20 protein-coding genes are annotated in these 17990 nt (G+C 65.2%); 12 read left to right on the top strand and 8 right to left on the bottom strand.

The features are described from left to right. Positions 1-79: 79 nt before the first annotated feature. The gene (locus BTN82_RS13765; protein WP_075119662.1) at positions 80-400 is read left to right on the top strand and encodes a YqjD family protein; all 321 of its coding nucleotides are present in this window, start codon (positions 80-82) and stop codon (positions 398-400) included. 86 nt (positions 401-486) lie between these two features. Here the strand turns inward: BTN82_RS13765 and BTN82_RS13760 are convergent, their stop codons facing one another. Then, complete coding sequence (locus tag BTN82_RS13760) at positions 487-1524, bottom strand: Ldh family oxidoreductase (RefSeq protein ID WP_075119661.1); 1038 nt, start codon at positions 1522-1524, stop codon at positions 487-489. Between the two features lie 227 nt (positions 1525-1751). Beyond that, entirely contained in the window at positions 1752-2021 is a 270-nt protein-coding gene (locus BTN82_RS13755) for a PepSY domain-containing protein (protein ID WP_075119660.1), read from the bottom strand. Between the two features lie 152 nt (positions 2022-2173). Here BTN82_RS13755 and BTN82_RS13750 point away from each other — a divergent pair, with 152 nt between their 5' ends. Beyond that, positions 2174-3175 (top strand): FecR family protein, encoded by a 1002-nt coding sequence (locus tag BTN82_RS13750; RefSeq protein ID WP_075119659.1) that lies wholly within the window; start codon positions 2174-2176, stop codon positions 3173-3175. A 52-nt stretch (positions 3176-3227) separates the two neighbouring features. Here BTN82_RS13750 and BTN82_RS13745 read toward each other — a convergent pair whose 3' ends face one another. Further along, positions 3228-5603: an acylase gene (locus BTN82_RS13745; protein ID WP_075119658.1), complete on the bottom strand. Its 2376-nt coding sequence runs from the start codon at positions 5601-5603 to the stop codon at positions 3228-3230. Positions 5604-5903: 300 nt separating this feature from the next. Between BTN82_RS13745 and BTN82_RS13740 the strand changes: the two genes are divergently transcribed. Then, the gene (locus BTN82_RS13740; RefSeq protein WP_075119657.1) at positions 5904-6284 is read left to right on the top strand and encodes a fe2+ zn2+ uptake regulation protein; all 381 of its coding nucleotides are present in this window, start codon (positions 5904-5906) and stop codon (positions 6282-6284) included. A 19-nt stretch (positions 6285-6303) separates the two neighbouring features. Here BTN82_RS13740 and BTN82_RS13735 read toward each other — a convergent pair whose 3' ends face one another. Continuing rightward, the gene (locus tag BTN82_RS13735) at positions 6304-6492 is read right to left on the bottom strand and encodes a hypothetical protein (RefSeq protein WP_075119656.1); all 189 of its coding nucleotides are present in this window, start codon (positions 6490-6492) and stop codon (positions 6304-6306) included. 168 nt (positions 6493-6660) lie between these two features. Here BTN82_RS13735 and BTN82_RS31540 point away from each other — a divergent pair, with 168 nt between their 5' ends. Then, a complete protein-coding gene (locus BTN82_RS31540) occupies positions 6661-6789 on the top strand; it encodes a hypothetical protein (protein ID WP_261792967.1) in 129 nt (42 codons plus the stop codon). Positions 6790-7153: 364 nt separating this feature from the next. On the opposite strand, the gene BTN82_RS13730 is transcribed toward BTN82_RS31540, so the two are convergent. Continuing rightward, positions 7154-8071, bottom strand: a complete 918-nt coding sequence (locus tag BTN82_RS13730; RefSeq protein ID WP_075119655.1) for a LysR family transcriptional regulator — start codon at positions 8069-8071, stop codon at positions 7154-7156. 119 nt (positions 8072-8190) lie between these two features. On the opposite strand from BTN82_RS13730, the gene BTN82_RS13725 reads away from it, so the two are divergent. Next, entirely contained in the window at positions 8191-9186 is a 996-nt protein-coding gene (locus tag BTN82_RS13725; RefSeq protein ID WP_075119654.1) for an aldo/keto reductase, read from the top strand. 59 nt (positions 9187-9245) lie between these two features. Here the strand turns inward: BTN82_RS13725 and BTN82_RS13720 are convergent, their stop codons facing one another. Then, positions 9246-9776, bottom strand: coding sequence for a hypothetical protein (locus BTN82_RS13720; RefSeq protein ID WP_075119653.1), 531 nt, complete (start codon positions 9774-9776; stop codon positions 9246-9248). A gap of 509 nt (positions 9777-10285) precedes the next feature. Between BTN82_RS13720 and BTN82_RS13715 the strand changes: the two genes are divergently transcribed. The 7 genes from BTN82_RS13715 to BTN82_RS13685 all read left to right on the top strand — a co-directional run bounded on the left by BTN82_RS13715 (position 10286) and on the right by BTN82_RS13685 (position 16092). Next, complete coding sequence (locus tag BTN82_RS13715) at positions 10286-10741, top strand: SRPBCC family protein (RefSeq protein ID WP_075119652.1); 456 nt, start codon at positions 10286-10288, stop codon at positions 10739-10741. A 133-nt stretch (positions 10742-10874) separates the two neighbouring features. Continuing rightward, complete coding sequence (locus BTN82_RS13710) at positions 10875-12701, top strand: copper resistance system multicopper oxidase (protein ID WP_075119651.1); 1827 nt, start codon at positions 10875-10877, stop codon at positions 12699-12701. Next, positions 12698-13621, top strand: coding sequence for a copper resistance protein B (locus BTN82_RS13705; protein ID WP_075119650.1), 924 nt, complete (start codon positions 12698-12700; stop codon positions 13619-13621). The genes BTN82_RS13710 and BTN82_RS13705 overlap by 4 nt, the downstream gene beginning before the upstream one ends. Positions 13622-13677: 56 nt before the next feature. After that, positions 13678-14061: a copper homeostasis periplasmic binding protein CopC gene (gene copC, locus BTN82_RS13700; protein ID WP_075119649.1), complete on the top strand. Its 384-nt coding sequence runs from the start codon at positions 13678-13680 to the stop codon at positions 14059-14061. A 3-nt stretch (positions 14062-14064) separates the two neighbouring features. After that, on the top strand, positions 14065-14979 hold the full coding sequence (gene copD / locus BTN82_RS13695; RefSeq protein ID WP_075119648.1) for a copper homeostasis membrane protein CopD: 915 nt from the start codon (positions 14065-14067) through the stop codon (positions 14977-14979). A gap of 229 nt (positions 14980-15208) precedes the next feature. Next, positions 15209-15658 (top strand): DUF411 domain-containing protein, encoded by a 450-nt coding sequence (locus BTN82_RS13690; RefSeq protein ID WP_075119647.1) that lies wholly within the window; start codon positions 15209-15211, stop codon positions 15656-15658. After that, a complete protein-coding gene (locus BTN82_RS13685; protein WP_075119646.1) occupies positions 15655-16092 on the top strand; it encodes a YqaA family protein in 438 nt (145 codons plus the stop codon). Before BTN82_RS13690 ends, BTN82_RS13685 begins: the two co-directional genes overlap by 4 nt. Here the strand turns inward: BTN82_RS13685 and BTN82_RS13680 are convergent. Both BTN82_RS13680 and BTN82_RS13675 read right to left on the bottom strand, forming a co-directional pair. Further along, positions 16089-17393: an FAD-dependent oxidoreductase gene (locus tag BTN82_RS13680; RefSeq protein WP_081375466.1), complete on the bottom strand. Its 1305-nt coding sequence runs from the start codon at positions 17391-17393 to the stop codon at positions 16089-16091. The two genes, BTN82_RS13685 and BTN82_RS13680, sit on opposite strands and share 4 nt — an antisense overlap. After that, on the bottom strand, positions 17384-17959 hold the full coding sequence (locus BTN82_RS13675) for a c-type cytochrome (RefSeq protein ID WP_075119644.1): 576 nt from the start codon (positions 17957-17959) through the stop codon (positions 17384-17386). Before BTN82_RS13675 ends, BTN82_RS13680 begins: the two co-directional genes overlap by 10 nt. Between the last annotated feature and the right edge of the window lie 31 nt (positions 17960-17990).

Genomic DNA, 17990 nt, shown 5'->3' with positions numbered 1-17990 from the left:
GCGGAAAAATAGCTGCAACTTTTCGCCGCCCCCGCGACTCCATTGTTCATCGCATCACTGACCCGCAAGGAGTAACTCAATGGCTCGTAAAACTGCCGCGCAAGCGGTTGACGAACAAATCAAGGACCAGGCATTCAGCGACCTGCAGGCGCTGATCGAAGAATCGGAAAAACTGCTGAAAAACAGCGCGTCGCTGGTCGGCGAGGAAGGCGAGACGCTGCGCCAGCAGGTCGGATTGAAACTCAAGCAGGCACTGGATTCGGTGTCCAGCGTGCGCGAACGCAGCAAGCCGGTGGTGGACGCCACCGAGCAATACATCGGCGGCCATCCGTGGCAGACCGTGGCGATTTCCGCCGGCTTCGGCCTGGTGGTCGGCCTGTTGCTGGGCCGTCGCTCGTAAGCGTCGCCCGCGCCCGCCCCTGAACGAACCACCGGACCAGGCCAGCGCCCCGCTCGCCTGGTCCGTGCATTCAGGGCCCGGGGCTCCTACAACCCCGCCAGTTCCCGCAACTGCTGCAGCTCGGCCGCCGGCAAGGCGATTCCCTCGCGCAACGATTTCTCCCGCTGGAGATGGCGCCGGTCCCCCGGCAAACGCTTGAGCCCCACCCCGTGCATCTGCCGGATCAGCTCCTGGCTGCGCTCGGCGAAACTCTGCCCGGCGCCCTTGCTCGGATCGATGACGATCAGCAACTGGCCGGTCCACGGAGTCTTGGCCCCCGGGTGGTTGGACCAGTCGAACTCGAACGAGAAGTTGCCCCCGGTCAGCGCCGCCGCCAGCAGCTCGACCATCATCGACAGCGCCGAGCCCTTGTGCCCGCCAAACGGCAACAGCGCGCCGCCTTCGAGGATGGCTTTCGGGTCGTCGGTGGGCTGGCCGAGGCCGTCCACGCCCATGCCCGGCGGCAGGCGCTCGCCCTTGCGCGCGGCGATCTGTACGTCGCCGTGGGCGATGGCGCTGGTGGCCAGGTCGAAGACAATCGGGTTGCCGCCGGCCTGGGGCGCGGCGAAGGCGATCGGGTTGGTGCCGAACAGCGGACGGTCGGCGCCGTGGGGCACCACGCAGGTCATGCTGTTGACCACGCTCAAGGCCACCAGCCCCTCCTCGGCGAACGGCTCGACGTCCGGCCACAGCGCAGCGAAGTGATGGGAATTGCGGATGGCCAGGATGGCGATCCCGGCGTGGCGGGCTTTTTCCACCAGCAACCCACGCGCCGCCGCCAGTGCCGGCTGGGCGAAACCGTTGCCGGCATCGACCCGGACAAAGGCCGGGGCCACATCCTCGATCAGCGGCACGGCCTGGCCGTCGACCCAACCGCTCTTGAGGGTCGAGACGTATCCGGGAATGCGGAATACACCATGGCTGTGGGCGCCGTCGCGTTCGGCGCTGGCACAGTTGCGCGCCAGGCAGTGCGCGACGTCGGCGCTGGTGCCATGGCGCAGGAAAATCGTTTCCAACAGCCTCACCAGCGCCTCGAGCGACAGGTGTTCGGCGGGCGTTGCAACAGCCAGGGGCGATACAGACATCTGAAGCTCCGGATTAATTATTGGAGTGGGCTACAGCGTATGAGGGGCACGTCGGTGAGTGCGCCCGACGATTAAACAACGCTTTGCGCGCGCCCTGTCAACCTCGACCGGAGCCGGGCCCGGACGATGCCGGGAAACGCTCGCGAAGAATGCCTGGAGAAAAATGCAGGACGTAACGGCAACGCGGCGAGATGGACGCCGGCAAGGAACCGGCGTCCGGAGGACAATCAGTCTTTCTGGTCGCGTATGACGTTGCCCGAGGCGCCGTCGATGCGGAACTCGTAGACCACGCCGTCGGACTTGCGGCCTTCGCCTTCCCAATAGCCGTCGTTGTCGGCTTCGATCTTGTAGACCTCGATGTAGCCGGCCTTGGTCTTGGCGGTCTCGATGGCTTTCTCGATAGTCACCCAGCCCGCTCCCGGGCGATCAGCCAGCGCCGCGCCGGCGCTGAGCAAGGTGGCGGTGGCAATGACTGCGGCCAGTGTGTTTTTGATCATTTTTTCACTCCATGTATGGATACTGATTGGGCAAAGTCCTGTTTTTAGGGCCGGCGCGGAAAAATAAGTTCCACTTTGATATGCATTAGCCATGACGGTTGTTCTACAAGCCCGGTTGCGAAGGGTAGAATGCGCGAAACCAGGAAGAGTCAATGAGCGAACAGCACCTCACGGAAACCGAATACGACGCTATCACCGATGCCGCCGCGCAATGGTGCATGCGCTTGCATGCCGCGGACTGTACGCCCGCCGAGCGCGAGGCCTTCGAGCAATGGCGCGATGCCCACCCGCTGCACGCCTTCGAATACGAAGCGATGCAGGAAATCTGGGACGTCGCCGATCACCTGCCACGTCCGCAGGCCGCTACTGTCCTGCCCCTACCAGCGCCACGCAGCGCCTGGCGCACCTATGGCATGGCCGCGGCGATCAGCGTCCTGGCCCTGCCGCTGGCCGCCTACAGCGGCTGGAGCCTGGGCTGGCTGCCCTCCTCCTATGAACGCTTCCAGGCCGAGGGCAGCGTGCGCCAAGTGACCCTGGCCGACGGCAGCCAGGTCGAGCTCAACCTGGGCAGCGAGCTGACCTACAGCAACTACAAGGACCAGCGCCGGGCCACCCTGAAAAAAGGCGAAGCCTTCTTCAAGGTCAGCCACGACAGCGCCCACCCCTTCGTGGTCAAGGCCGGCAGCGGCCAGGTCCGCGTTACCGGGACCCAGTTCAACGTCTGGATGTACGAGGACCAGGTACGGGTCACCCTGCTCGAAGGCTCGGTACTGGTGAACAGCGACAGCAGCCGCCCCGACGGCGGTTTCCGTCTCGATCCGGGCATGCAGGCGCGTTACCGCCGCGGCGACTATCAGCCGCAGATCAGCCAGACCTACCCCGGCGATAGCTCGCTGGCCTGGCGCCAGGGCAAGCTGGTGCTGGACAACCTGGCGCTCGGCGAAGCCCTGCCGCTGATCAACCGCTACCTCAGCACCCCGGTGATGCTGGCCGACAGCGCCACCGGCAATATTCGGGTCGGCGGCATCTACGACATCACCGCGGTCAAGAGCCTGGTGACGTCGCTGCCGAAGGTGTTGCCGGTCTACCTGACCCGCAACCAGGACGGCAACCCGGTGATCAACTCGCTGCCGGGCAACCCGCCGAAAAGCTGAAGGCCGCTACCCTCGCGGGTGCGGCCTTCGTTTGACGCCAGGTTGAACGCGCTTACTGAGCCGCCACCTTGCTCAGCCGAACATCCCTTTCCCGAATGACCTGCAAGCGGTACTGCGGGTCCGCCTGGATCTGTTGTTCGGTGAACGGCAACGCACTCCACTGCTTCTTCGAGAACGCCTCGGTCTGGTCCCGCGAGTGCGGCGACGCCGGGTCGCTGGACAGGGAGAACGCCAGCAGGCCCTGGGCATGTGGCCCCTGGTCGTCGAAGGTGACCACTTGCAGGTAGCTGGTACCGCTGACCACCTCACGCTTGCCGTCGGCCGTCGGCACGCTCTGGATCGCGTTGTACACCCCGAGGCTGGCCGGGCCGCCGTGGATCGGCGTTTGCTGGCCGCCGCTGCTGACCACCTGGATATCGCCCCAACGGCTGTCGGCCTTCAGGCCCGACTCGGCCACCTGTTGCACCGACGCCAGCATCGCCTCGCGCAGCGCCTTGGCCACGGCCGGCCGGTCCAGCGCCAGGCCGCGCGGCGTGTGCTGCGGGTCGCGCGCGTCGAAAGGCACGCGCCAGCGATCGTCGACCGCCTCCAACTGCTCCATGACGTTCTGGAAATGCACCAGGCCCAGGCCGCTCTGCAGGTTGGCGCTGCGGTCCCAGGCCTTGAGGCTGGCACACAGCGGCCCCAGGGCCTGCGCATCGCTGCCAAGGTCGGCGGCGCAGAATTGCAACAGGTCCGGCATCACCTGCCCGGCCTGGTACACCTGATCGTCCATCACCATGTGCTTGAGGTCGGCGACACTCAGCGGCGCGCCCTGGCCGCTGCCGACCAGACGGTTCAAGGCAAACCGCGCACGCTGCCCCAGCGGCAGGTCCTGCTGGCTGATCAGCGGCGAGAACCCTTGCAGCGGCGCCGCCGGGTTGACCATCCAGGCCGAATCGTTGGAGTTCTGCACGTAGTCGCTACGCAACAGTTGCGGCAGTTGGCTGGCCGGGTAGATGCCCTTTTGCGCCGCGGCCGGGTCGATGTCCCAGGCGCAGGCACTGCGGGAGCCGTCAAGAATGATCAACTGCGTGCCGATCCGTGGGTCACTGCACAACGCGAGTTTCTGCGCGCTGACGTTGGGTACCACCGACTGGTTCATGTACAGGGCCTGCCCCTGGTCATCCACCGCCAGGGTATTGACCCAGGGAATGCCCTGCAGCTGATGCACCGAGGCTTGCAGCTCCTTGAGGTTGCGGGCCTGGTTCATCGCGTACCACTGTTGCAGGACGCGGTCGTTCTCCAGGTTGGCGTCGCGCAGGCTATAGGCGTAGCGGTTGTCCCAGTCGAGCTTGCCGGGCCATTGCACCACGGGGCCGAAGGTCGAGCTGTAGACACTGTGGCTGACCGTTGCGAGCTGGCCGTCCTCGCCCTTCACCGTCACGTTGAGCGTCTGCTTCTGCAGCGGTAGGGATTGGCCGTCGAGCAGGTAACGGGTGGCGTCCTTCGGGTCCAGTTGCAGGCGATACAGGGTGAAGTGCTTGGAGGTGTCGACCGTGTGGGTCCAGGCCAGGTGCTGGCTGAAGCCGATGTTGATCATCGGCAGGCCGGGCAACGCAGCGCCCATGACATCCAGCTTGCCGGGAATGGTCAGGTGCATCTGGTAGAAGCGCATGCCGCCCACCCAGGGGAAATGCGGGTTGGCCAGCAACATGCCGCGGCCGTTGGAGGAGCGTTCGCGGCCCACGGCCACGGCGTTGCTGCCGCGGTCCAGGGCAAAGCGCTGGCCGCGGGCGTCCGCCCGGGCGAAGGCCTGCGCCGAGGGCTCGATACGCGCCGTGGCCGCCGGAGGCGTGGCGGCCGCCAGGGCTTCGGCGAATTGGCCGACGCCGCCTTCGACCAGCAGCCGACGCGTCAACTTGACCAGGTCCAGGGCCGTCAACGGCCGTACCCAATCGCCCTGGCACTGCTCGGGCAGACCCTGGGCCTGGCGCTCGCCCAGCGCGCGGTTGTAGCCGGCGACATAACCTTCGATCAGTTGCCGCACCTGCGGCGTCTGCGCCTGCCAGAAACCGAACACCGCCTGGGGCGTGTTCAGCCAGGTGAAGAACAGGTCGCTGGCCAGGTTGTCCCGTTGTTCGAGGGTCTGTTGCTGCGGGCCGAAATACTTCGAGCGCTCGCCATTGACCGTCAGCACTTCGTTGGCCAGCAGGCACAGGTTGTCCTGGGCGTAGGCATAGCCGATGCCATACCCCAACCCGCGCTCATCGGCGGCACGGATATGCGGCACGCCAAAGCCGGTGCGGCGAATATCGGCGCTCGCCTCGCCGGCCTGCGCCTCGCGCGCCTGGGCCGCCAGGCTCCAACCCATAACGAGCCCCGCAAGGCTCAGCCCCAGAAACGAACCCGCAAGGGAAAACCTGGGTAACTGCCTGGAAATAATCACGCCGACTCCTGATCGAAAAAACGCAGAGCCCGGGCTGGCGCGGCATGCGACACAGGACACGGGCTCCAGCCTGGAAAGGACGGCGCGGCCCGACATCGGCCGGAGCCCGCCTGCCCTTACAGACGAAACCACGAGAAAAAATTTAACGCCGCCGGCGCCCGAATCGGCCGTCAACCTGGCAATCACAGGCTGCTCACAAATTTTCTACATTCAATTGCTCATGATTTATGCCGCTCGTTCGTCTAGTTACTAGAGAGCACCCGTCACTTTCCTGATCAGGCTCTGAAAAGGAGTTTTTGCATGTACGACCCGCAACTGCCAACGGATGGCCACACCACGCAACCTGCGTCTTCCCTGAACGCCGGCGCCGGTGTCTTCGGCAAGCACGCCGAACGCAACCGCAACGACCGCATCAGGCACCTGCTCAAGAGCTTCGGCCTGCGCACCAGCCTGATTCGCCTGAAAGTCATCGATGCCTTGCTACAGGCAGCCGAAAGCCAGCGCGCCCTGGGGGTTCGCGGGATTCACAGCCATCTGCTGGAGCTGGATATTCCGCTGTCGTTCCTCAGCGTGCGCGAGGTGTTGAAGCGGCTGTGCAGCGAAGGTGTGATCACCCTCAATGCGGACAAGAGCTTCAGCCTGCATCAGCAGGCCGAAGCCATACTCGACGGCCGCGGCTGAGGCCATCGACGGGTGTCTCTCAGGGCTTGACCTTGCGCCGCATCACGCCGTTGATCACGACCACGGTCACCGCCACGCCGATAGCGATGTACTGGAACATTTTCTCGCTAATCATCCCGGCGTTCTGCAGGTAAGAAAGGCCAAGCATGATTCCCAGTACCACCAGGGAAATCACAATCGAATAGATCAAGCGTTGCTTCTGAGTCATTAGCGGTTCCTGAACCTGAAATGTATCCGGTTTGTATCGAGGCAGATGCCAAGCGCCTACCGAGATTCGGGGATAGGCGCAGGCGAACGGGGTCTCATGTTACAGCCGTCGCACAGTTTTCGCTGCATGGCGACGGTTTCAACCCCGAAAGCCTTTGAGGACTGTGCAATGTTCCGTCGAATCACGCTGCTGATTCCACTGCTGGCCATGCTGACCCTGTCCGGTTGCATCATTTTCCCTCACGACGGCTGGCATCACCGCCATTACGACGGCGGCCCCGGCTACTACCATCGTTGACTACCTCCTCTGCAGCCCCGGTATCCCCGACGCCCGCTCGCTAGCGGGCGTTTTGTTGTGCGCGTACCTGAAACACCGCGAGCCCAGGCTTGGCGGCCACTGCGTTGCCGTACGCAGCCTCGCGGGCTCGGCAGCGGCTACGCCAGCAGCGCGGTCCCTGTAGCCGCTGCCGCAGGCTGCGCACGACCGCGTAGCGGGCGCATTTCTATCAGGCGAATCGCGGGCTCTGGTTTGGCGGCAACTGCGTTGCCGTACGCAGCCTCGCGGGCTCGGCAGCGGCTACGCCAGCGGCGCGGTTCCTGTAGCCGCTGCCGCAGGCTGCGCACGACCGCGTAGCGGGCGCATTTCGCCAGGCACGGCGCGCTCAATCGAGCCGGGTGTTGTGAATTCCCGGCTGGGCAAACAGTTCCACCAACCAGTCGACGAACACCCGCAATCGTGTCGACAGGTGCCGGTGCGGCGGGTACAGCGCCGTCAGCGGCAACCTGGGCGCCGGCATGTGCCTGAGCACCTCGCTCAAGCGACCCTCGGCCAACTGCCGGGCGACGTGGTAGTAAGGCGTCTGCACCAGCCCGTAGCCCGCCTCGCAGGCGGCCAGGTAGCCGTCGGCGCTGTTGACTGATACCTGCTTGGGCAACGACGGCATCAACACCTGGCCCTCTACCTCGAACTCCAGGCCATAACGCTTGCCGCTGACGCTGGAGAAATACTCGATCACCTGATGCCCGGCCAGATCCTCGAGGTTCTGCGGCACGCCGCGCTCGCGCAGATACCCCGGGCTGGCACAGGTCACCTGCTCCATCAGCAGCAACGGCCGGGCCACCAGCGTGTCGTCGAGGGCCAGGCCGCCGCGCAACACGCAATCCACCCCTTCGCGGATCAGATCCACCGGCCGGTCGTTGAGGCCGATTTCCAGCTCGATCAAGGGATAGCGCGCGGAGAACGTCGGCAACGCCGGGATCACCACCAGGCGCCCGATGCCCGCCGGCATGTCGATGCGCAAGGTGCCGCGGGGGTTATGGCGGGTGGCGGAAAACACCGCTTCGGTTTCCTCGAGGTCCGCCAGCAGGCGCACGCAACGCTGGTAATAGGCGGCGCCGTCGAGGGTCGGCGTGACCTGGCGAGTGGTGCGCAACAGCAGTTGCACGCCCAAGTGCGCCTCCAACTGCTTGACCAGCACCGTCACCGAGGCCCGGGGCATCTGCAGGCTGTCGGCGGCCTTGGCGAAACCGCCCAGATCGACGATCCGGGTGAACACACGCATGGCGTTGAAACGGTCCATTGACTTGGCCTGTCGCGGATTATTTGGAAAATACGAATAGTGATAGCGCTTTTAGCCGGTTTATCTTGTTTTTGTCGAGGAGAACAATGGCCGCCACTTCCCCCACCGGAGCCTCTCCTATGCATACCCGTCAACTGGGCAAGAACGGCCCACAGGTTTCCGCCATCGGCCTCGGCTGCATGGGCATGACCGACTTCTACACCACCGGCAGCGATACCCGCGAAGCCACCGCGACCCTGCATCGCGCCCTGGAACTGGGGATCAACCTACTGGACACTGCCGACATGTATGGGCCGCACAGCAACGAAACGCTGATCGGCCAGGCGATACGCGGCAAGCGCGAACAGGTGTTCCTGGCCAGCAAGTTCGGCATCGTCCGCGACCCGGCCAACCCGGCGGCGCGCGGGGTCAACGGCCGGCCCGAGTACATTCGCCAGGCCATCGACGGCAGCCTGCAACGCCTGGGCGTCGAGACCCTGGACCTGTATTACCAACACCGTATCGACCCGGACGTGGCCATCGAGGAAACCATCGGCGCCATGGCCGAGCTGGTGCGGGCCGGCAAGGTGCGCTACCTGGGGCTCAGCGAAGCCTCGGCGGCGACCCTGGAGCGCGCCCACAAGGTGCATCCGATCAGCGCCCTGCAAAGCGAGTATTCGCTGTGGAGCCGCGACCAGGAGGACAACGGCTGCCTGGCGGCCTGCAAACGCCTGGGCATCGCCTTCGTGCCCTACAGCCCGCTCGGGCGCGGCTTTCTCACCGGCGCGCTGAAAAGCCCGGACGATTTCGCCGCCGACGACTATCGGCGTTTCAGCCCGCGCTTCCAGGGCGAGAACTTCACGAAGAACCTGCTGCTGGTGGAACAGGTCAAGCAACTGGCCGCCACCAAGGGCATCACCGCCGGGCAACTGGCCCTGGCCTGGGTGCTGGCGCAGGGCGACTACCTGATCCCGATCCCGGGCACCAAGCAGCGCAAATACCTGGAAGAAAACGTCGCCGCGCTGCACGTGCGCCTGGATGCCGGCGAATTGCAGGCGCTGGACGGCATCTTCAGCCCCGACGCCACGGCCGGCGAGCGTTACCCGCAAGCGGTAATGGCCCTGCTCGACCGCTAAAAGCCAGGCACAAAAAAGGCCCTCGACCGGCTGTTCGGTCGAGGGCCTTTTTGTTTGTCTCACGCCTTGGCGGAGCGATTCTTGTCGGTCACCGTGGTGCCGTTGCCCTTGCCATAGTTTTGCAGGTTCTGCAGCACGTAGATGGCTTTCTTGTACTCGGGGATCAAGTAGTTGGCGTACTTGTTGCCCTTGAGGTTGTTGTTCTGGATGGTGTCCAGCTGGATCGCGAAGTACTCCAGGGCATTGAACGGGGCCTCGGGGTCCTTCTGCACGCCGAAGCGGTCGAACTTGTCGCCGGCGTTGAGCAGGGTCATAGCCGTCACGTCGGTGATCAGGCCGCGGTCCTTGAGGAAGGTGCTCATGTTGCCCAATTGCTTGGCGGTGACGTTCTCCGGATCGAAACCCTTGATCTGCTTGTGCAGCTTCATTTCGTCCATCTTGATCACGTTCAGCGCCAGTGGGTTCTGGCCGACCAGGGCCAGCATCTGCTTGACCTTGGTGCTCTGGCTGACTGGCTTGCCCCGGGCGCCGGTGTCTTGCACCAGCAGACCGGCCTTGCTGGTCCAGCCGCCGACATATCCGATTGCCATATAAAGACTCCTATGAACGAACTTTCCAGCGCCTTGTTTCCGAACTTGCGCCCCGTAAGCGGCTGGCGTTAGTTCAGGCAAAAGGCATTAGGAAAGCCTGATTAACGGAAAACGATGGTCGGGAGTATCGATGCACCAGAGCTGTGCACCAACAAATATTTCTTATTTTTACAATTTTTGTACATTTCAGACACATACACCTGGAGCCCGCGATTCTTCTGACTCAAACCATTATTTGACTCTTCATTGAGCGGTAACTAAACGGCAACTAATGATCGCGCGCACCCCCCAAACAGCTAGTTGAATTTGCAGTTACCACCCATGGCGGGCGGATCTTGCGCAGCCGACAATCGACAAAACGCCCCGTCTGAAAAACCGACCCTGCCCTCTCGCCTCACGCAGAGGCGTCGGCCCAAGTCGCCTCGATGTCCGCCGGACGGTCATGCGCAGCCCCCATGGTCGGCGCGCGGGCAACTATATTGGTGATTCCGACCACAAGGAGGTGCCTCATGGGACAACGTCAGCAGCCCCTGATGGACGAGCTCATCAGCCACGAGCTCTACATCGACGCGCCGATCGACACGGTCTACTACTACGTGACGCAACCCGACCGCTGGCGCGAATGGCACCCCTCTTCCCTGCACGCCGACACCGGCCTGGCAGGCTCGTTGCCCGCGGGGCATCGTTTCAGTGAAACCATCGACCTGCTCGGCCTGCAGATCCAGATGAGCTACCGGGTGCTGGTGGCGGTGTTTCCCAAGGAGTTCAAGACCGTGTTCAGCTCCGCGCCGGTGGACGGCTCGATCCACTATCAGCTGAGCAAAAACGGCGAAGGCACCCTGTTCAAGCGCACCCTGTATTACTCCACCGATCTCAACCTGAGTGGCCTGCGCTCGCGCATGGAGCAATCTTCCGCGCAGGCCCTGGCCAACCTCAAGCGCATCCTGGAAGACGGCGCCCACTGAGACGCTACCGGCTCCTGCGCCTGGCGCGGCCGGTGGCTGACAAATCTGTAATGTCGGCCTCAGTTTTCTGACAGGCCGCGCCCCTTAAGGTCGCCTCCTACCTGACCTACCAGGATCGAGGGAGCCTTGGGGCATGCACGTAAAACCCACACGACGCAGTTTTATCAAGGGCCTGGCCGCCGGTGGCGTACTGGCCGGCACCGGGCTGTGGCAACAGCCGCTCTGGGCGCGGAGCAATGACGGCCAACTGCCGGCCCTCAGCGGCCAGCAGTTCGACCTGTTCATCGGCGAATCCCAGGTCAATTACAGCGGCGCGCCACGCACCGCGATGACCATCAACGGCGGCCTGCCCGGCCCGTTGCTGCGCTGGCGCGAAGGCGACACCGTGACCCTGCGGGTGCGCAACCGCCTGACGCAGGACACCTCGATCCACTGGCACGGCCTGATCCTGCCGGCCAACATGGACGGCGTACCGGGCCTGAGTTTCCACGGCATCGCCCCCGGCGGCCTGTACGAATACCGCTTCAAGGTCCAGCAGAACGGCACCTACTGGTACCACAGCCACTCGGGGTTGCAGGAACAGGCCGGGGTCTACGGCCCACTGGTGATCGACGCCCGCGAGCCGGAGCCCTTCCAGTACGACCGCGACTACGTGGTGATGCTCAGCGACTGGAGCGACGAGGCCCCGGAACGCCTGATGCACATCCTGAAAAAACAGTCCGGCTACTACAACTTCCACAAACGCACCGTGGGCGACTTTATCGAGGACGTCAGTCGCGACGGCTGGGCCGCCACGCTCGCCGACCGCAAGATGTGGGCGCAGATGAACATGAGCCCCACGGACCTGGCGGACGTCAGCGGCCATACCTACACCTACCTGATCAACGGCCAGAGCCCGGGCGGCAACTGGACCGGGCTGTTCAAGCCCGGCGAGACGCTGCGCCTGCGCCTGATCAACGGCTCGGCCATGAGCTACTTCGACCTGCGCATCCCCGGCCTGAAAATGACCGTGGTCGCCGCCGACGGCCAATACGTGCAACCGGTCAGCGTCGACGAATTGCGCATCGCCGTGGCGGAAACCTACGACGTGCTGGTCGAGCCCGGCACGCAGGAGGCCTACACCCTGTTCGCCCAGGCCATGGACCGCAGCGGCTATGCCCGCGGCACCCTGAGCCAGCGCCCGGGACTGAGCGCAGAGGTCCCGCCGCTGGACCCGCGGCCGCTGATCAGCATGGCCGACATGGGCATGGATCACGGCAGCATGGGCGCCATGCCCGGCATGGATCACGGCACCATGGCCGGCATGGATCATAGCCAGATGCAGGGCATGGACCACGGCGACATGACCGGCATGACAGGCATGGACCACAGCACCATGGCCGGTATGGCGGGCATGGATTCTGGCGGCATGTCCGGCGCCATGCAGAGCCACCCGGCCTCGGAAGACGGCAACCCGCTGGTGGACATGCAGACCATGAGCCCGACGCCGAAACTCGCCGACCCGGGCATCGGCCTGCGCAACAACGGGCGCCGGGTGCTGACCTACGCCGACCTGCGCAGCACCTTCGACGACCCCGACGGCCGCGAACCGAGCCGCACCATCGAGCTGCACCTGACCGGGCACATGGAGAAATTCGCCTGGTCGTTCGACGGCATCAAGTTCAGTGACGCCGCGCCCCTGCGCCTGACCTACGGCGAGCGGGTGCGCATCACCCTGGTCAACGACACCATGATGACCCACCCCATCCACCTGCACGGCATGTGGAGCGACCTGGAAGACGAACAGGGACGCTTCCTGGTGCGCAAGCACACCATCGACATGCCGCCGGGCAGCAAGCGCAGCTACCGGGTCACCGCCGACGCCCTCGGGCGCTGGGCCTACCACTGCCACCTGCTGTTCCACATGGAGATGGGCATGTTTCGCGAAGTACGAGTGGACGAAGCCGGGAGCGCCGCATGATGCCCAAGACCCCCTTGACCCTGTTCGCCGCCCTGCTCGGCCTGGGCGCCGGCACAGTGCAGGCCGCCGAAGCCATGGACCATTCGCAGATGGGGCATTCGGCGATGCCCGCGATGCAAGGCCAGGCCATGCCCGGCATGGAACCCGGCCCGATGACCGGCATGGACGGCGCACCGCTGCAAACCATGCAATCCGCCGCGCCGACCCGCAGCCGCACACCGATCCCGGTGCTCACCGACGCCGACCGCCGGGCGGCCTTCCCGCCCGTGGCCGGCCATGGCGTGCACGACAAGGCCATCAACGGTTTCTGGCTGGTCGATCGCCTGGAATACCAGGACGCCGACGACGGCAGCGCCCTGGCCTGGGACATGAACGGCTGGATCGGCGGCGACATTGACCGGCTGTGGCTACGCACCGAAGGCGAACGTACCAACGGCCGTACCGAAAGCGCCGAAGTCGAAGCGCTCTGGGGGCATGCCATCGGCCCCTGGTGGGACGTGGTCAGCGGCGTGCGCCAGGACTTCAAGCCCGGCGCGCCGCAGACCTGGGCCGCCCTCGGGCTGCAAGGCATGGCCCTGTACAACTTTGAAAGCCAGGTCACCGCCTACCTCGGCGAAGGCGGCCAGAGCGCCCTGCGGCTCAAGGCCGACTACGACATCCTGCTGACCAACCGCCTCATCCTGCAGCCCACCGCGGAGGTCAACCTGTACGGCAGGAACGACCCGCAGCGGGCAACCGGCGCCGGGCTCTCGGAGTCGGAAGTCGGCCTGCGCCTGCGTTACGAATTGCACCGCCAGTTCGCGCCCTACCTGGGCGTGACCTGGAACCGCAGCTACGGCAAGACCGCGGATTACGCCCGGGAAGAAGGCGAAGACCGCAGCGAAGCCCGGCTGGTGCTCGGCGTACGCATGTGGTTTTGAACCCCCATCACCTCACGACTAGAAAACAACGCGGCCGATGCCGCCTGGAGCCTTGCATGTCCTACCTCAAGCACCTCGCCCTGGCCGTTACGTTCGGCGCCGGGCTGTCCCTCGCCGGCCTCGCCCAGGCGCACCCGAAACTGCTCGCCTCGACCCCGGCCGAAGGCGCCAGGGGCGCGGCCCCGGCGAAGATCGAACTGCACTTCTCGGAAAGCCTCACCACGCAGTTTTCCGGGGCCCGGCTGCTGATGACCGGCATGCCCGGGATGCAACACGCGCCGATGCCGGTCAAGGCCAGTGTGGCCGGCGGCGCCGACCCGAAAAGCATGGTCGTCACCCCCGCCGCCCCGCTCTCCGCCGGCAGCTACAAGGTCGAATGGCGCGCGGTGTCCGCCGACACCCATCCAATCACCGGCAGCCTGACCTTCGACGTCAACTGAACCATGGGCGAACTCCTCACTGTCGCCCTGCGTTTTGCCCTGTACCTGGACCTGATGCTGCTGTTCGGCCTGGCGCTGTTCGGCCTGTACGGGCTGCGCGGCGAACCGCCGCACGGGCATTTTCGCCGGCCCTTGGCGCTGGGCCTGACGCTCGGCGTGCTGCTGTCGGGCGCCGCGCTGCTGCAACTGGCGCTGTCGATGAGCGGCGCGGCGAGCCTGGCCGAGCTGGACCCGGCCTTGCTGCCGGTGCTGCTGCAAGAAACGGCTGTCGGCCAGAGCTGGCTGCTGCGCCTGGGGGCCTTGCTGCTCGCCGGCCTGTTGCTGGCCGCCACCGGCGGCGGGCGGCGATTGGCCCGCTACGGCGTGACCCTGTGCACGGCAACGGCCCTCGCGACCCTCGCCTGGACCGGGCACGGGGCGATGGACGAAGGCGGCCGGCGCTATCTGCACCTGGGCAGCGACATCCTGCACCTCTGGGCCGCCGGCGCCTGGGTCGGGGCCCTGGCCGGTTTTGCCCTGCTGCTGCGCCGCAACGCGGTGGCCAGCCAGCAGCGGGTACGCGGCCTGCTCGCCGCGCTGCAAGGGTTTGCCAACCAGGGGACGCTGATCGTGATCGTCTTGAGCGTCAGCGGGGTGCTCAACTACCTGCTGATCATCGGCCCGGACCTCGCGCCCTTGAGCGCCAGCGCCTACGGCCTGCTGCTGGGCCTGAAGGTCGCGGTGTTCGCCCTGATGCTGGTGTTCGCCGCGCTCAATCGCTTCCACCTGGTGCCGCAACTGGAACAGGGCCTGCGCGACAACTCGCCCGGGGCGGCCCTGGCGGCCCTGCGCCGCAGCATGGTCCTGGAACTGGCGACGGCCCTGCTGATCCTGGCGCTGGTGGCGGCGCTCGGGATCCTCAGCCCGTTTACGCAGTGAACCGCGGCGCCTGGATCGCGAGCAAGCTCGCTCCTGCAAGGACACGCATTCCTCTGTAGGAGCGAGCTTGCTCGTGATAAACGATGACGCGGTACAAGGCCAACCCAAGCCCTTGGTATAACGCTGAAACACAAGCACCGCGCCGCGCTCGAAAAAAGCCGCAAAATACCCCACCCTTTCTACCTCGACCCGCGCCCACGTGGCGCCCCTGAAAACCAAGAGACTCAGCATGCACAACTTTCTGCGCCTGGCAGCCCTGTCTACCCTGCTCGTCGGCTCCTTGGCCCAGGCCGCCGACCTGATCCCCATCGACGTGCACCGCGACGCCAGCTGCGGTTGCTGCAAGAAATGGATCGAGCACCTGCAAGCCAACGGCTTCAAGGTCAACGACCACGTTGAAAGCAACATGAGCGAGGTCAAGCAACGCCTGGGCGTGGCACCGCGCCTGGCGTCCTGCCACACCGCGGTGATCGACGGCAAATTCGTCGAGGGCCACGTCCCGGCGGAGCAGGTGCTGGCCCTGAGCAAACGCGACGACCTGCTCGGCGTCGCCGCCCCCGGCATGCCCATGGGCTCGCCCGGCATGGAAATGGACGGCATGCCCGCCGACGCCTACCAGGTCATCGGCCTGACCCGGGAAGGCAAGGACGTGGTGGTCGCGGACTACCCGGCCCATTGATCTTCACCGCCTGCCTCGGCCTGTTCCTGGCGGCCTTCGGCGCCGCCACCCTGCTGCCGCTGCAATCGGAAGCCGTGCTGGTGGGGTTGCTGCTCAACGGCCAGTACCCGGTTGGCTTGCTGCTGGCCGTGGCCACCCTCGGCAACGTCCTCGGCTCCCTGGTGAACTGGTGGCTGGGCCAGCGCCTGGAGCACTACAAGGACCGACGCTGGTTCCCCGTCGGCCCGCGCCACCTGGAAAAAGCCCGCGCCCATTACCAACGCTACGGCCACTGGTCGCTGCTGTTCAGCTGGCTGCCGATCGTCGGCGACCCGCTGACCCTGGTGGCCGGGGTCATGGGCGAACCGCTGAAACGCTTCCTGCTGATCGTCACCCTGGCCAAGGGCGCACGCTACGCCGTGCTGGCCTGGGTGACGCTCGGCTGGGCCGTCTAACCGAAGGCCTCTTTGACCAGGCTATCGAACATGCTGTAGGCCGATAGCGCTTCACGACGGTGATCCTCGTCGCTGGCATCAAGCGGCGTAACCCGCAGGGTCTGGATCTCGATGACATTGCTGGCCGCCTCATGCTGGTAGTGCAGCAGTACCGAAATGCCGTAGTCGTCGCCGCACAGGCTGTAGCAGACATTCATGTATTGCGGCTTGAGCAGCGCCAGGCCGTGCATCTGGCTATGGATGGCCAAGGCACAGACCCTGGCCTGGCAGGTCGCGGCAAAGGCCGACTTCGGCAGTTTCTCGGCATAGGCCGCGTCGCCGATCACATGCACGTCCGGCACCTGCAGGGACTCCAGGGTCTGGGTGTTGACCGGGCACCAGCCGTGTTCGGCGGCCAGACCGTTGCGCCGGGAAAAGTCGTCGGCCTGCTGGGGTGCGATGATATTGATCACCTGGCCGCTGACCGGACCGCCCTCGGTCAGCAACTGCCCCCGGGCTTCGTCGAAACCGTGCACGGTGCCGCCCTGCAAGGCGCCGATCCACTGAATCGTGGCCCGCTCAGTGCCATACCCGTAGAAACGCTTCCAGGCCTGCTCGAACTGCGCCTGCTTGGCGAAACGCGGCTTGGCGTCGAGGACGATCACCCGCGAATCAGGCTTGTGGGTCTGAAGATAATCGGCAATCAGGCTGGCCCGCTCGTAAGGCCCGGGCGGACAGCGGTAATCGTCCACCGGGACCGAGATCAGCACATTGCCGCCATTGGGCATGGCCTCCAACTGCTGCCGGAGCAGACGCAACTGCTCGCCGCCGCCCCAGGCATGGGGGACGCGACCGGCCACCGCTTCGCTGTAACCGGCGATGCTGTCGTACTTGTAGCCGATGCCCGTGGCCACCACGCAGCGGTCGTAACCGAGCGCGGTGCCGTCGGCGAGCCTGACCTGCTTGCGCTTGGCATCGATCGACTGCGCCCGCTGATACACCACGTCGATGCCTTCGGCACGCAACTGTTCATAGCCGAAGACCAGGGTCTTTTCGTCACGTTTGCCCACCAGGTATTCGACCCCCAGCGGACAGCAGTGATACTGCCGGTTGGGCTCGACCAGGGTGATGCCGACGTTGGCATCCAGGCGCCTGAGGGTACGGGCGAAGGTCGCCCCGGCGAAACCGCCGCCGATCACCACCACGCGATAGGAACGGGCCTTCACCGGCCCCGCCGGCCTGGCCAGAGCCTGGATCGAGGACGCGCCGATGCCGGTGGCCAGCCACTTGAGCAGGCGCCGGCGTTGAAGGTTCATTGGCATGCCGCCTCCTGCGCGCAACCCTGCAGGTAGGCCAGCAGATGCTGCAAGTCCTCGCCCTTCAGCGCAGACATCGCGCTGGCCATGTCCTGCGGCATCGCTCGTTGGCCCGTGGCCATATCTGTCAGTACTCCCTGCATATACCCTGCGTTCTGTCCTTTGATATACGGCGTATCCGCCTGCTGTTCGTGACAGCTGGAGCAGTGCTGCGCGTACAGTCGCTCACCCTGCTTGTGCGCCCGGGACGAGCCAGGCTCCAGCGCGCCTTTGGGCAGGCGACTGTAATACGCGGCGAACTGCTTCAGCGTCTGGTCGTCGTAGCCCTCCATCGCCCGGTTCATGATGGTGCCCTTGAGCGTGCCGTCGCGATAGGCCAGCAGCGTCTTGTACAAGTAGGCCTGCGACTGTCCGGACAGCGAAGGAATCGCCCCCGGCGTGCGCTGCCCCTCGAAACCGTGGCAATTGATGCAACCGTTACTCAACATGAAAGGCTCGCCTAGACTGCCGGCTTGCAGACTGGGAACCGCAAAAAATAGGCCGATCAACAACGGCCCGATAACCACGCGCATAGCCTGGACTCTCTCTGTACCTTGTATCGGC

The organism is Pseudomonas chlororaphis (genome assembly GCF_001921865.1).
In the GTDB taxonomy this organism is placed as follows: domain Bacteria; phylum Pseudomonadota; class Gammaproteobacteria; order Pseudomonadales; family Pseudomonadaceae; genus Aquipseudomonas; species Aquipseudomonas chlororaphis_D.
The sequence above is the reverse complement of the archived record's forward strand: the minus strand, read 5'-3'. Positions and strand labels throughout refer to the sequence as shown.

What these genes read in the sequence shown, in the direction of transcription:
- BTN82_RS13765 (WP_075119662.1), top strand. Translation starts at nt 80, where the DNA reads ATGGCTCGTAAAACTGCCGCGCAAGCGGTTGACGAACAAATCAAGGAC.
- BTN82_RS13760 (WP_075119661.1), bottom strand. Translation starts at nt 1,524, where the DNA reads ATGTCTGTATCGCCCCTGGCTGTTGCAACGCCCGCCGAACACCTGTCG.
- BTN82_RS13755 (WP_075119660.1), bottom strand. Translation starts at nt 2,021, where the DNA reads ATGATCAAAAACACACTGGCCGCAGTCATTGCCACCGCCACCTTGCTC.
- BTN82_RS13750 (WP_075119659.1), top strand. Translation starts at nt 2,174, where the DNA reads ATGAGCGAACAGCACCTCACGGAAACCGAATACGACGCTATCACCGAT.
- BTN82_RS13740 (WP_075119657.1), top strand. Translation starts at nt 5,904, where the DNA reads ATGTACGACCCGCAACTGCCAACGGATGGCCACACCACGCAACCTGCG.
- BTN82_RS13735 (WP_075119656.1), bottom strand. Translation starts at nt 6,492, where the DNA reads ATGACTCAGAAGCAACGCTTGATCTATTCGATTGTGATTTCCCTGGTG.
- BTN82_RS31540 (WP_261792967.1), top strand. Translation starts at nt 6,661, where the DNA reads ATGTTCCGTCGAATCACGCTGCTGATTCCACTGCTGGCCATGCTGACC.
- BTN82_RS13730 (WP_075119655.1), bottom strand. Translation starts at nt 8,071, where the DNA reads ATGGACCGTTTCAACGCCATGCGTGTGTTCACCCGGATCGTCGATCTG.
- BTN82_RS13725 (WP_075119654.1), top strand. Translation starts at nt 8,191, where the DNA reads ATGCATACCCGTCAACTGGGCAAGAACGGCCCACAGGTTTCCGCCATC.
- BTN82_RS13720 (WP_075119653.1), bottom strand. Translation starts at nt 9,776, where the DNA reads ATGGCAATCGGATATGTCGGCGGCTGGACCAGCAAGGCCGGTCTGCTG.
- BTN82_RS13715 (WP_075119652.1), top strand. Translation starts at nt 10,286, where the DNA reads ATGGGACAACGTCAGCAGCCCCTGATGGACGAGCTCATCAGCCACGAG.
- BTN82_RS13710 (WP_075119651.1), top strand. Translation starts at nt 10,875, where the DNA reads ATGCACGTAAAACCCACACGACGCAGTTTTATCAAGGGCCTGGCCGCC.
- BTN82_RS13705 (WP_075119650.1), top strand. Translation starts at nt 12,698, where the DNA reads ATGATGCCCAAGACCCCCTTGACCCTGTTCGCCGCCCTGCTCGGCCTG.
- copC (WP_075119649.1), top strand. Translation starts at nt 13,678, where the DNA reads ATGTCCTACCTCAAGCACCTCGCCCTGGCCGTTACGTTCGGCGCCGGG.
- copD (WP_075119648.1), top strand. Translation starts at nt 14,065, where the DNA reads ATGGGCGAACTCCTCACTGTCGCCCTGCGTTTTGCCCTGTACCTGGAC.
- BTN82_RS13690 (WP_075119647.1), top strand. Translation starts at nt 15,209, where the DNA reads ATGCACAACTTTCTGCGCCTGGCAGCCCTGTCTACCCTGCTCGTCGGC.
- BTN82_RS13680 (WP_081375466.1), bottom strand. Translation starts at nt 17,393, where the DNA reads ATGCCAATGAACCTTCAACGCCGGCGCCTGCTCAAGTGGCTGGCCACC.
- BTN82_RS13675 (WP_075119644.1), bottom strand. Translation starts at nt 17,959, where the DNA reads ATGCGCGTGGTTATCGGGCCGTTGTTGATCGGCCTATTTTTTGCGGTT.